The sequence below is a fragment of the Amycolatopsis sp. FBCC-B4732 genome (assembly GCF_023008405.1).
Taxonomy (GTDB): domain Bacteria; phylum Actinomycetota; class Actinomycetes; order Mycobacteriales; family Pseudonocardiaceae; genus Amycolatopsis; species Amycolatopsis pretoriensis_A.
Genome location: NZ_CP095376.1, coordinates 2654301 through 2666137, shown reverse-complemented (window position 1 = coordinate 2666137; position 11837 = coordinate 2654301). Strand labels below are relative to the sequence as shown.

At 74.1% G+C, this 11837-nt stretch carries 10 protein-coding genes and 1 pseudogene; 5 read left to right on the top strand and 6 right to left on the bottom strand.

Features of this window, described 5'->3' with window-relative positions; translation table 11 throughout:
• Positions 1-42: 42 nt before the first annotated feature.
• From MUY14_RS11305 to MUY14_RS11295, 3 genes are all read right to left on the bottom strand, one after another.
• Entirely contained in the window at positions 43-495 is a 453-nt protein-coding gene (locus MUY14_RS11305; protein WP_247022913.1) for a MarR family winged helix-turn-helix transcriptional regulator, read from the bottom strand.
• A 33-nt stretch (positions 496-528) separates the two neighbouring features.
• Positions 529-1467, bottom strand: a complete 939-nt coding sequence (locus MUY14_RS11300) for an alpha/beta hydrolase fold domain-containing protein (protein ID WP_247022912.1) — start codon at positions 1465-1467, stop codon at positions 529-531.
• A gap of 265 nt (positions 1468-1732) precedes the next feature.
• Positions 1733-2278, bottom strand: a complete 546-nt coding sequence (locus MUY14_RS11295) for a TetR/AcrR family transcriptional regulator (RefSeq protein ID WP_247022911.1) — start codon at positions 2276-2278, stop codon at positions 1733-1735.
• 126 nt (positions 2279-2404) lie between these two features.
• Here MUY14_RS11295 and MUY14_RS11290 point away from each other — a divergent pair, with 126 nt between their 5' ends.
• Entirely contained in the window at positions 2405-3970 is a 1566-nt protein-coding gene (locus MUY14_RS11290) for a cytochrome c biogenesis protein DipZ (RefSeq protein ID WP_247022910.1), read from the top strand.
• Here MUY14_RS11290 and MUY14_RS11285 read toward each other — a convergent pair.
• On the bottom strand, positions 3949-6309 hold the full coding sequence (locus tag MUY14_RS11285; RefSeq protein ID WP_247022909.1) for a BTAD domain-containing putative transcriptional regulator: 2361 nt from the start codon (positions 6307-6309) through the stop codon (positions 3949-3951). The genes MUY14_RS11290 and MUY14_RS11285 overlap by 22 nt on opposite strands.
• A gap of 159 nt (positions 6310-6468) precedes the next feature.
• Between MUY14_RS11285 and MUY14_RS11280 the strand changes: the two genes are divergently transcribed.
• Both MUY14_RS11280 and MUY14_RS11275 read left to right on the top strand, forming a co-directional pair.
• On the top strand, positions 6469-7929 hold the full coding sequence (locus MUY14_RS11280) for an aldehyde dehydrogenase (RefSeq protein ID WP_247022908.1): 1461 nt from the start codon (positions 6469-6471) through the stop codon (positions 7927-7929).
• Positions 7926-9308, top strand: a complete 1383-nt coding sequence (locus MUY14_RS11275) for an MDR family MFS transporter (RefSeq protein WP_247022907.1) — start codon at positions 7926-7928, stop codon at positions 9306-9308. Before MUY14_RS11280 ends, MUY14_RS11275 begins: the two co-directional genes overlap by 4 nt.
• On the opposite strand, the gene MUY14_RS11270 is transcribed toward MUY14_RS11275, so the two are convergent.
• Entirely contained in the window at positions 9272-9757 is a 486-nt protein-coding gene (locus MUY14_RS11270) for a carboxymuconolactone decarboxylase family protein (RefSeq protein WP_247022906.1), read from the bottom strand. The two genes, MUY14_RS11275 and MUY14_RS11270, sit on opposite strands and share 37 nt — an antisense overlap.
• A gap of 151 nt (positions 9758-9908) precedes the next feature.
• Positions 9909-10481: an ABATE domain-containing protein gene (locus tag MUY14_RS11265; RefSeq protein ID WP_247022905.1), complete on the bottom strand. Its 573-nt coding sequence runs from the start codon at positions 10479-10481 to the stop codon at positions 9909-9911.
• 55 nt (positions 10482-10536) lie between these two features.
• On the opposite strand from MUY14_RS11265, the gene MUY14_RS11260 reads away from it, so the two are divergent.
• Positions 10537-11298: a GNAT family N-acetyltransferase gene (locus tag MUY14_RS11260; RefSeq protein ID WP_247022904.1), complete on the top strand. Its 762-nt coding sequence runs from the start codon at positions 10537-10539 to the stop codon at positions 11296-11298.
• A 19-nt stretch (positions 11299-11317) separates the two neighbouring features.
• Positions 11318-11701: pseudogene (locus MUY14_RS11255) on the top strand (alpha/beta fold hydrolase); the annotation flags it as partial.
• Between the last annotated feature and the right edge of the window lie 136 nt (positions 11702-11837).

Sequence of the window (11837 nt, the reverse complement as noted above, 5' to 3'; positions counted from 1 at the left end):
GTGCCACGACGACGGGGGGAAGTACAGGTTTCCTGTACTTATTCAGTGGGACGGCCGGTCCGACAGCGCCGAATGGCAGGCGACGACGTAGTCCCGGAACCGGGCGGCGTCACCGGCGTCCAGCTTGGAAAGCATCCGTTCTTCGACCGCGGCCACGTCGTCGCGGACGCGGTCGAGGACGTCGGCACCGGGGCCGGTCAGCCGGAGCACGCGGCGGCGCCGGTCGCGCGGGTCGCCGTCCCGCGCGAGGAAGCCCTGCCGTTCGAGCGCGACCACCATGTCGGCCATCGCCTGGTCGGTGACGAACGAGTTGCGCGCCAGCTCCGCCGTCGTGAGGCCCGAGCGCCGCTCCAGCACGGTGAGCGCGGTGTACTGCAACGGCGTGAGCGCGACCGGGCGCAGCACCTCGTCCAGCCGGGCCCGGACGACGAGCTCGAGCTGTTTCACCAGGTACAGCAGGCCGGGCCCGGGCCGGCCCGCGGGGGTTTCGGACACCGCACCATGGTGACCGACCGGCGGCCCCGGCGCTCAGGCGGGCCGCGCGAGCAGCCGCCGCAGCCACGACTCCCGCGCGGCCACGCAGGCTTTGGCGACGGCCGATTCCGGGGCGATGTCGTGGAAGCCGTGGAACGCACCGCCCCAGACGTGCAGTTCGGCCTCGCCCCCGGCGGCCCAGACCGCGCTCGCGAAGGCGACGGCCTCGTCCCGGAACACCTCGACGGCCCCGGCGTCGACGAACACCGGCGGCAGTCCACCGAGGTCGGTCGCCCGGGCCGGAGCCGCGTACGGCGAGACGTCGCCGGTCCCGCGGCGGTCGCCGAGGACCATCGTCCAGGCGGTCAGGTTGCTGGTCCGGTCCCAGACACCGACGCCGTCGTACTCGCGCGCGGAGACGGTCTCGTTCCGGTCGTCGAGCATCGGGCACTGGAGCAGCAGGCCGGCGATCGCGGGGCCTCCGCGATCCCGCGCGAGCAGGGCCGTGCCGGCGGCGAGCCCGGCTCCCCCGCTGCCACCGAAGACGACAAGCCGTCCGAACCCGAGCGCGGCCGTCCACTTCAGACCGGCGTAGCAGTCCTCGACGGGCACGGGATCGGGGTGTTCGGGCGCCCGCCTGTACTCGACGGTGACGGCGACGGCGTCGTGCTCCAGAACCCAGTCGATCAGCGGGTGGACGGAGGCGAACCGATCGGCCATCACCATTCCCCCACCGTGGGCGTGGTAGATCCCGAGCCCACTGCGGCGGCCGTCCGCACGTTCGATGACGGAGACGGTGATGCCGGCGCCGCCGTACCCGGGGATGGTGTGGTCGGCCCAGGTGACGGGGCGGTCGCCGATCTGCTCGTCGATGGTGGGGAACGGGAGTGCGCGGTAGAGGGCGAGCTGGTCGGCGGTCATGCCTACCGGGACTTGGCCGGTCAGGGCGGGGAGGAGGGCGGCGAGTTCGGGGTCGTAGGTGGGGTCGGGCATCCGGTGGAGTTTAGGGAGGGGGTGCCGATAGTTGGTATACGCGCTGGGGGTGGGGTTTTTTGGGGGTCGCGGGAGCCGACCGGGCGGGGCGGCGGGGCGGCGGGGCGACCAGGTGAGCCGGAGCGGCGAGACGGCGGGCGGGGAAGTGAGCCAAGGGGGCCGGCCAGGCTGGCGAAGCGGGCAGTGGGCAGGGTCGGCCAAGCACATGAGTTGGCCGAGTACGGCCGCCAAAGCACCGAGCCGGCGAGCGTTCGGCCGCGGCCGACTACCTCTCCGTCCCGAATGCCCGCAGGAACGTGTCCACGATGACGTCCGCCGCCTGGGCGTCGCTCAACCCCGGCATCTCCCGCGTCGCCAAATGCACCAGCTGGCCGAGCACGTTCCCCGGCCACCGCTCCGGCACCCCACCCCGGATCAACCCCTCTTCGGTCGCCCGCTGCAGGAACCGGTCCACTGCCTCGACCGACCGAAGCCGGCGCTTCCAGATCGCCGGGTCCGTGCGCATCGTCGCCAGCTCCGCCGGCCACTTGCGGTTGACGCCCACGATCTCCTCGACGTACCGGTGCAGGGCAACCGCCACCGGGGCCTCCCCGAGCCTGGCCGCCTCGATGGCCGTCTCGATCGCGTCCAACCGGGCCTCGTACACCGCCGCCAGGAGTTCTTCGCGGCCGGTGAAACGGCGGTACACCGTGCGGCGGTCCACGCCCGCCGCCGTGGCGATGGCCGCGATGCTCGTGGCCGGGTCGTCGGCGAGCATGCGGGCGCCCGTGGTCAGGAGGAGTTCGAGGTTGCGCGCGGCGTCGGCTCTCACCCCCTCAACATACTCTCCGCTGTCGCCTTCCAACTGACAACCGTCACACCGCTGAGACCATGACGAAAGCCTTACCGTCGATTCGTAACCAGCCAGACCGGTTACGAACACGGCTAAGTTCGGCTCGTGCCCACCCTCGTACTCGCCGGCCTGCTCGCCGGGATCGTCACCAGCGTCTCGCCGTGCGTGCTGCCCGTCCTGCCCGTCGTGCTGACCGCCGGCGCGCGCCGGCCCTGGGGTGTCGTCGGCGGGCTGGTGACCAGCTTCAGCCTCACGACGCTCTTCGGTTCACTCGTGCTCGCCGCGCTCGGGTTGCCCGCCGGGCTGGTGCGGGACGCCGGGATCGCGGCGCTGGTGCTGCTGGGGATCGGGCTGCTCGTCCCGCGCGCCGGCGAGCTGCTCGAACGGCCGTTCGCGCGGCTGCGCGGGCGGGCCGCCGCGCCCGGCCGGGGCGGGTTCGCCACCGGTCTCGCGCTGGGTCTCGTGTACGTGCCGTGCGCGGGCCCGGTGCTGGCCACCATCGCCGTCGTCGGGGCGACGCACCGGATCGGGTTCGACAGCCTGCTGCTGACCGCCGCCTTCGGTGTGGGCACGGGGATTCCGCTGCTCGTGCTCGCCGCCTCCGGTGGTGCGCTCGCCCGCCGCGCGCGGTTCCTGCGGGCGCACGCGCGCGGGCTGCGCGCCGCCACCGGGGCCGCTCTGCTGCTGGTCGCCGCCGTCACCGCGTTCGACCTCGCCGCGCCGCTGCAGCGCGCCGTGCCCGACTACACGGCCGCCGCGCAGCGGGCCGTCGGCGCCGAGCAGCTCGACCGGCTGACCCACGCCCCGGAGTTCACCGGCATCACCGCCTGGCTCAACACCCCCGGCGGCCGGCCCGTGTCACTGCGGGCGCTGCGCGGGAAGGTCGTGGTGGTCAGCTTCTGGACCTACAGCTGCATCAACTGCCAGCGCGCCCTCCCGCACCTCGAACGGTGGTCCGACACCTACCGCGACGCCGGGCTGACGGTCGTCGGCGTGCACACCCCGGAGTTCGCCTTCGAGCACGACCCCGCCAACGTCGCCGACCAGGCGAAAGCCCTCGGCGTCACCTACCCGGTCGCGATCGACGACGACTACGCCACCTGGACCGCCTACGGCAACCAGTACTGGCCCGCCGCCTACCTCGTCGACGCGACCGGGCAGGTCCGGCGCACCAGCTTCGGCGAAGGCGGGTACGCCGGTTTCGAAGAGCAGATCCGCGCCGCGCTCACCGACGCCGGAGCGCCCTCGCTCCCCCGGCCCACCGACGTCCCCGACACGACCCCGGCCGGTGCGCTGACCCCCGAGACGTACCTCGGTGCCGAGCACGCTCCCCTCGCGACCAGCGGCAGCCGCGTCGCGCCCGGGCAGACCCGCGGCTACACCTTCCCCGCGGCCGTCGACCGCGACACCTTCGCGCTCGACGGCACGTGGACGGCGGATCCCGAGCACCTGACCGCCGGTCCCGGCGCCCGGCTGCGGCTGTCCTTCCGCGCGACGTCCGTCCACCTGGTCCTCGGCGGCATGGGAACGGTGACCGTGGACGGCACGCACACCATCGCGGTCGGCGGCCCGCCGACGCTGTACACCGTGCTGGACAAGCAGTCCGGGCCCGGCGAGCTGACGTTGTCGCTCAGTCCCGGCACGCAGGCCTACTCCTTCACGTTCGGCTGAAAGAGGTTCACGCGGTCCCGCAGCTCGTCCTCGACGTGGCGCTCCCGCCAGCGAGCGGGCGGGTCGGCGAGCCAGTCGTGGCCGAAGACGGCGGACTCCGCGTGCGGCGCGCCGATCTCGCCATGGCCCAGGTGGTCCAGCAGCGGTTCCCACCACTCCCGTCGCACGACGACGTACGAGGCCGCCAGCCCGGGGTCGTGGAGCCAGTCGCGCAGCAACCGCGCCAGCAGGACGTCGGTGACCGGGCCGGGGCCGGCCGGGCCGACCAGGTGCCGCGTGACGGCGAGGTGCTTGCCCGCCGGCAAGTCCGCGTCCCGCCGGATCGCCGCGAGCGCCGGGTCGCCGGCCAGTTCGTCGAGATCGCCGAACGTCAACCGGCTCAGGAACGCCCGCACGCGGCCGTCCCCGCGCAGGACCGTGAACGCCTCGGGACGCCGGTCGAGCCAGCTCCGGACGGACGCGGCGGTGGCCTCGCCGTGGGTGTGGCGGGCCAGCGCGACGAGCTCGTCGTGCTCGGCCGGCGTCACGACGGAGGCCCGCACGCCCGCTTCCCCGGCCACCGAGACCGACCGGCGCAGGACGCCGCCGCACAGGTGGCCGAGGGTCCGCACGACGGCCACGGCCGCCTCCGGTTCGGTGGCCTCACGCAGGAGCGTCGTGAAGGCGTGGTCGCGGATCCGCCGGTGCATCCGCGCGTAGCCGGCCGGGTCGCGCCAGCGCAGGTGCGCGTCCAAGGCGGCCCGCAGCACCCCGTCGACGTCCAGGCCGTGGCCCGGCGTCCCGGCGCAGGGCTGTGCCCGCAGCCAGTCGAACAGCTCGGCGGCGTCGCCGTCCGGGATCGCCACGCGCAGCAGGTCTTCGGTCGTGTAGCGGGCGTGCGCGCACACGTACAGGGCCTGCCAGTGGCGGCCGGTGGGCACGTCGTCGAGCAGGACCTCCAGCACGGTGTCGACGACGTACCGCACGGCCTCACGCCGGGCCGGCTGCCCGGCGCCCGTCAGGTCCCGGCCGACCTCGGCGGCCAGCGCGAGCACGAGCGGGTGCCCCGCGGCGAAGTCCACAATGGACGCACCGAGCCCGGGCGCGATCCCCCGGGCGTCCAGCAGTGCCGCCGATTCCGCCGGGCCGAGGGTTCCCAGGTGGCGGACGGTCAGCGTGCCGGCGAACGCCGGGTCCGTCCGCCAGGCGACACCGGGTCCGTGCCGCCCGGCCACGACGACGACGGCGTCGCCCGGCAGCCCGGGGAGGTAGTCCTCGCGCAGCCAGGGTTCGAGTTCGCGGTGCCGCTCGAACGAGTCGACGAGCAGGACCGGGCTCGGCGCGTCCAGGGAGACCTGCTCGAGCCGGCTCCGCAGTTCGGCGGTCGTCAGGCCGTGGAGCAGCCACGCCGGGCGCCCGGCGGCCGCGGCGTCGTCGGCGAACCGGCGCAGCAGTGTCGACTTGCCGATCCCCGCGGGACCGCGGAGGAAGAGCGTCCCGCCGCGGTTCAGCACGGCGGCGAAGGCGGCGCGTTCGGCGTCCCGGCCGACGAACCACCGCGCCCGCCCGGCCGGGGCCCGCCGCGGTTCCCCGGCCCGCAGGATCCCTTCGTGGATCTCGCGCAGCCGGGGTCCGGGCGCGATGCCCAGCTCCCGGCCGAACAGGTCGTGGACCGCGCGGTAGACGGCCAGCGCCTCGGCCCGCCTGCCGCCGCGGTCGAGGGCGAGCAGGTGGATTTCGTACAGCGGTTCTTCGAGCCGGTTGAGCTCGATGAGCGCGGGCACCTCGGCCACCACTTCGGCGTGCCGGCCCAGCTCGAGGCGCAGCCGGAGCAGGTCCTGGGTGGCGAGCAGCTTGAGCCGTTCCAGGCGTGCCCGCTCCCGTTCGGCGGCCTCGCCGGGGACCCCGGCCAGCGCGGTGCCGGTCCAGAGCGCGAGCGCCTCCTCCAGGTGCTCCGCCGCCGCGGCCGCGTTCCCGGCCGCGCGGTCCACGCGGGCCGTCTCGGCCAGCCGCGTGAACTCGGTGGCGTCGACCGCGAACGCCGCCGGGTCGAGCAGGTAGCCGCCGGCCCGGGAGTGGATCGCCGCACCGAGGCCGTGCCCGGCGAGCACGCGCCGGAGCCGTGAGATGTACGTGCGGACGACCGCCTCCCCGGTGGCCGGCGCGCGCTCGCCCCAGAGGCCGTCGATCAGCTCGCCGGTCGGCACGAACCGGCCGCCGCCGGCGAGCAGCGCCAGCAGCACGGCTTGCTGTTGCGGGGAACCGAGGTCCAGCCCGGTGCCGTCCCCGTCGACGGCGCCGGGCGGGCCGAGGACGGTGAGCCGCGCTTTCGGTTCGGCCACGGGTGCCCGGCGGTGCATGGGCGGGAGGTTAAGCCGGTGCCGCGCGCGCTCGCGAGCGTCGGGTGACGCCGTGCGTGTACGTCACCCTGGCACGTCTGTGCACCGTCTCACACGTGCGCTGCTTCATCGATCTAAGTGCTACATTGATGAGACAGAAGACAGCACAGGAGGCAGCCAGTGATCACCCGGAACCAGCTCTTCGTCGGCGGCGCGTGGACCACCCCGAGCAGCACGGAGCCGCTCGACATCGTTTCGCCGCACGACAACTCGGTGCTCGGCCGCGCGGTGCAGGCGCTGCCCGCCGACGTCGACCGGGCCGTCGCGGCCGCCCGGCTGGCCTTCGACGAGGGCCCGTGGCCGCGGACCGCGCCCGCGGAACGGATCGCCGTGATCCGGCGGCTGACCGCCCTGCGCGAGCAGCGCGCCGGCGAAATCGCGGCGCTCATCTCCGCGGAGAACGGCTCGGCGCTGTGGTTCACCCAGGCCGGTCAGCCCGGGCTGACCCGGCAGGCCAACGCCTACCTCAAGGCGGCCGAGGAGTTCGGCTGGGAGGAGACGCTCGAGCCGTCGGACCCCGCCGCGCCGTTCCGGTCGGTCGTGCGACGGGAGGCGGTCGGCGTGGTGGCCGCGGTCATCCCGTGGAACTCGCCGTTCTCCTCGGCCCTGGCCAAGATCATCCCCGCGCTGCTCGCCGGGAACACCGTCGTCCTCAAGGTTTCGCCCGAGAACACGCTCAGCATGAGCCTGCTCGCGGACCTGCTGGCGGAAGCCGGGCTGCCCGAGGGCGTCGTCAGCGTGCTGCCCGCGGACCGCGAAACCAGCGAGCACCTGGTGAAGCACCCGGACATCGACAAGATCGCGTTCACCGGATCGACCCGCGCCGGCCGCCGCATCGCGTCGCTGGCCGGCGAGCAGCTCAAGCGGGTCAGCCTCGAACTCGGCGGCAAGTCCGCCGTCGCGTTCCTGCCCGACGCCGACCTCGGCGCGGCGATCCAGGGCGTCAAGTTCGGTTCCCTGCTCAACAACGGCGAATCGTGCATCGCGCAGACGCGCGTCCTCGCGCCGCGCAGCCGCTACGAAGAGGTGGTCGCCGGGCTGAAGGACCTGATCGAATCGCTGCCGGTCGGCGACCCCGCCGACGAAAAGACGTTCATCGGGCCGATGATCCGCCGGGACCAGCAGCAGCGCGTGCTCGACTACGTCCGCACCGGCGTCGAGGAGGGCGCCCGGCTCGTCACCGGCGGCGCCGAGGTCCCGGCCGGGCTGGAAGCGGGCAACTACGTGACGCCCACGCTGTTCGCCGACGTCGACCCGTCGATGCGCATCGCGCAGGAGGAGATCTTCGGCCCGGTCCTGGTCGTCCTCCCCTACGACGACGAGGACGACGCGGTCCGCATCGCGAACGACTCCGAATACGGCCTCTCCGGCGGGGTGTGGTCGGCCGACCCGGCGCACGCGCTGGCCTTCGCGCGCCGCATCCGGACCGGCACCGTCACCGTCAACGGCGCGCCGATCGGCTTCGACGGCCCGTTCGGCGGCTTCAAGGCCAGTGGCCTCGGCCGCGAATACGGCGCTGTCGGGCTCGGCACCTACACCGAATACAAGACCATCACCGTTCCGGGAAAGAAAGACCGATGAGCGTCGACATCCCCGCCAGACCCGCGGTGCGCCCGGCCATGGCGGCCCTCTTCCTCGCCGTCCTGCTGGCCGCGCTGGACCAGACCATCGTGGCCACCGCCCTGCCCAAGATCGCCGCCGATCTCGGCGGGTTCCGCGACATCGCCTGGATCACCGCGTCCTACCTGCTCGCCTCGACCGCCGCCACGCCGCTGTGGGGCAAGCTCGGCGACATGCTCGGGCGCAAGCGCCTGTACCTCGTCGCCACGGCGGCGTTCCTGCTCGCCTCTGCGCTCTGCGGCCTCGCCCAGGACCTGCCGCAGCTCGTCGCCGCCCGCGCCCTGCAGGGCCTCGCGGGCGGCGGGATGATCGTCTTGACCTTCGCGCTCGTCGGCGACATCGTCGAGCCCGCCGAACGCGGCCGGTACCAGGGCCGGTTCGGCTCGGTCTACGGCGTCGCCAGCATCGCCGGCCCGCTGCTGGGCGGCCTGTTCACCGACCACCTCTCGTGGCGGTGGGCGTTCCTGGTCAACGTGCCGGTCGGGCTGGTGGCCGTGGTCCTCGCCGCGCGCGCCCTGCCCGACCCCGCGCGGAAGAAGTCCACGGCCCGCATCGACTACCCCGGCGCGCTGCTGCTGGCCGGCGCGGCCACCGCGCTGGTCCTCATCACCTCCTTCGGGCCCCGGTGGGGCTGGACCGCGCCGGGCACCCTGGTGCTCGTCGTCGCGGCGATCGCCTTGGTGGCCCTGGTGATCCCGGTCGAACGCCGGGCCGCGGCCCCGGTGCTGCCGCCGGCGATGTTCGCCTCGCGGACGGTCGTCGTCGCCGCACTCGTCGGGTTCATCGCCAACGTCGCGATGTTCAGCGTCCTGGTGTACCTGCCGACGTACCTGCAGGTCGTCGACGGCGTGTCGGCGACCCTGTCCGGCGTGCACCTGCTGCCGCTGGTGCTCGGGCTGGTCGTCAGCCAGTCCTTCGCCGGGCGATGGGTGGCGGACCCGGCGCGGGTGCGGCCGGTCCTGGTGACCGGGCTCGCGCTGAACGTCGCCGGGCTCCTGCTGCTGAGCACGCTGGCGCCCGGCACCGCGCCGCTCGCCGTGCTCGGCTACTTCCTCGTCACCGGGATCGGCATCGGCATGGTCCCGATGGTCGCGCTGACGGCGGCGCAGAACGCGGTGCCGTCAGCGGACATCGGGGCCGCCAGCGCGGTGGTCACGTTCGCCCGCTCGATCGGTGCGGCCTTCGGGGTGGCCGTCTTCGGCACCCTGCTGGGCGACGACGTGGCCGGCCACATCGGCGGGGCGTTCCTCGCGATCGTCCCCGTGGTCGTGGTCGGCACCGTCCTCGCCACGCTGCTGAAGCGTCACTCACCGAACGCGGCGAACATCCCCGGTTCGTAGGACCCGCCCTTCTGGTGCACGAGCACGGCCAGCCGGTTGGCCGCGTTGATCAGGGCGACCAACGCGACCAGCGCGGCGGCCTGCTCGTCGTCGTAGTGCTCGCGCATCCGCGCCCAGGTTTCGTCGGACACGCCTTCGCAGGCGTCCGCGAGGCGGGTGCCCTCCTCGGCCACGGCGAGCGCGACCCGCTCGGCTTCGGTGAACACGGTCGACTCCCGCCACGCGGCGACCAGGTTGAGCCGGACGGCCGTCTCCCCCGCGGCGGCCGCTTCCTTGGTGTGCATGTCGATGCACCAGCCGCACCCGTTGATCTGGCTGGCCCGGAGGCTGACCAGCTCCCGGGTGGCCGCCGGCAGCGGCGACCGCTCGATCACCTGGCCGAGCGCGGCGAACCGCTTGCCGAGCCGGGCGCCGGTTTCGGTGGTGAACAGGTCGAGGCGGGTTTCCATGGCTTGGTCCTCACTGGTGTCGTGGGGTGGACGCCCTCAAGACACCGGTGAGGCGCGCCGTGTGACAGCCCGCGGTGTGTACGTGCGGTTTACGCCGCCGCCGCGGCGTAGATCGAACGTCCACACCGCCGCCCTAGCGTGAAGGCATGACCTACGCACCCAGGCGCGCCGGGCTCAACGGCGGGTTGCCGCGCTGCCGGGCGCGGTGGGCCAGCGCCTTCATCTTGTTGCCGCAGGTGGCCATCGCGCACCACTCGCGGCGCGCGCCGCGCGAAGTGTCCAGGTAGACCTGGGTGCACTCGGGACGGCCGCACTCCCGCAGCAGCTCGGCTTCCGGGCCGCCGAGGAGGTCGACGGCGGCGCGGGCCACGGTGGACAGCGCCTGCTCCGGCGTCGCCGACACCGTCCGTCCGCGCCGGCCCAGCCGCGGGACGGCGGGTGGCCGCGCCGCCGCCGCGTTGAGCACCCCGATCGCGGCGGTGGGGCCGGGTTCGCCGAGGAGACGGGCGCGGACCAGGGCGTAGCCGGCCTCGCGCAGGGCGACCGCGGCGGCGAGGTCGGCGGGACCGCAGCCCGGGGCGCGATCGGCGACGCCGGACCCGGTGAACCAGGCGTCCAGGTCGCGGGGCGTGCGCAGCGCTTCCCGCGGCACGGCGGTGCGCCGCGCTTTCAGCGTGCCCGCGAAGTCGAGCGCGAGGTGGCCGCAGGGGAACGTGTGCTCCATGTGACCAGTTTGGCAGGTTACGCATCAGGCGTCACCGCGAGAGAAAAGGAAAGCGATGGAAAACGGCACGACCGACCGGGCCGCACGGGCCTGGATCGGCGCCATGGCGCTGTTCGCCGGGACCCAGCCGGGCGGCTCCTTCCGCGAGGGCGCGGCAGGGACCGCCGAGCTGGTTTCGGGGGCGCCGATGCCCCTGCTCAACGGCGTCATCAGCGTCGCCGCCGAACCGGACCCGGCCGAAATCGCCGAATTCGCGGAATCACCGCGGCTGGCGGGCGCGGCGTGGAGCGTCCAGGTGCGCGGCGAGCGGGTCGACGACCGGATCGTCGCCACCGCGGCCGCCCACGGCCTGAACCAGCGGTCGCTGCTGCCCTTCATGGTGAAGGACATCGACGCCGGCCACGGCACCGATCCCGACGGCCTCGAGGTCCGGCCCGTGTCCGGTGTGGACAGTGACAGCTACCGGACCACGATGGCCGCCGGGTACGAAGGCCCGGACGCGCTGTTCGCCGTCTTCGCCCGGCCGTCGGTGCTCGACCACCCGACCATGCGCGGCTACGTCGCCGAGCTCGACGGCACCCCGGTGGCGACGTCGTTCGGCGTGCTGGTGGGTGACATGGTGGGCGTGTTCAACATCGGCGTCCCGCCCCGCTACCGCCGCCGCGGCTACGGCCGGGCCGCGACCGCCGCCGTGCTGCGCGAGGCGCACACCGTCGGCGCGCGGACGGCGTTCCTGCACGCCAGCCCGCTGGGCGTGCCCCTCTACGCGGACATGGGCTTCGCCCACGCCGAGAACTGGTCGTTGTTCACCGCATGAAAGAGGAAACCGCGGCCGGACGGTGTCCACAGTGGACCTCCCGGGCACGTCCGGCGACCCGGCGGCCGGGACGCACGCCGACGCCGACGCCGTGCGGGCGCACCTGGCGGAGCTCGACGGCCCGGTGACGCTGCTCGCGCACTCCTACGGCGGCGTCCCGGCCACCGAGGCCGCGGGCCCGAACGTCCGGCAGCTCGGCTACCACTGGACGCGGACTTCGCACCGGGCGGGCTGGCGCGACATCCCGTCGGCTTCGATCGTCTGCGACGACCACCGGAGCCTGCCCGGGGTGATCATCGAGGGCGGCCGGGTGAGGGTGGTCCGGCACCTGCCCGGCGGGCATTCCCCGATCCTGGCCCGGCCGGCCGAGCTCGCAGCGGTCGTCGACGAGATCGCGCGCTGAGGGCTGCCCGTGCGGGTGAGCCGAGCGGCCGAGGTCGCGCAGGTAACCCGCGAGGGACCGCGGCGCTCGGCCGACGAAGCGTTCGAAGCCGCTGGGCTCCATTGCCGTCGTCGGCCCGGCTGCGGCCACCGCCGGG

What these genes read in the sequence shown, in the direction of transcription:
- MUY14_RS11300 (WP_247022912.1), bottom strand. Translation starts at nt 1,467, where the DNA reads ATGCCCGACCCCACCTACGACCCCGAACTCGCCGCCCTCCTCCCCGCC.
- MUY14_RS11285 (WP_247022909.1), bottom strand. Translation starts at nt 6,309, where the DNA reads ATGCACCGCCGGGCACCCGTGGCCGAACCGAAAGCGCGGCTCACCGTC.
- MUY14_RS11275 (WP_247022907.1), top strand. Translation starts at nt 7,926, where the DNA reads ATGAGCGTCGACATCCCCGCCAGACCCGCGGTGCGCCCGGCCATGGCG.
- MUY14_RS11270 (WP_247022906.1), bottom strand. Translation starts at nt 9,757, where the DNA reads ATGGAAACCCGCCTCGACCTGTTCACCACCGAAACCGGCGCCCGGCTC.
- MUY14_RS11265 (WP_247022905.1), bottom strand. Translation starts at nt 10,481, where the DNA reads ATGGAGCACACGTTCCCCTGCGGCCACCTCGCGCTCGACTTCGCGGGC.
- MUY14_RS11260 (WP_247022904.1), top strand. Translation starts at nt 10,537, where the DNA reads ATGGAAAACGGCACGACCGACCGGGCCGCACGGGCCTGGATCGGCGCC.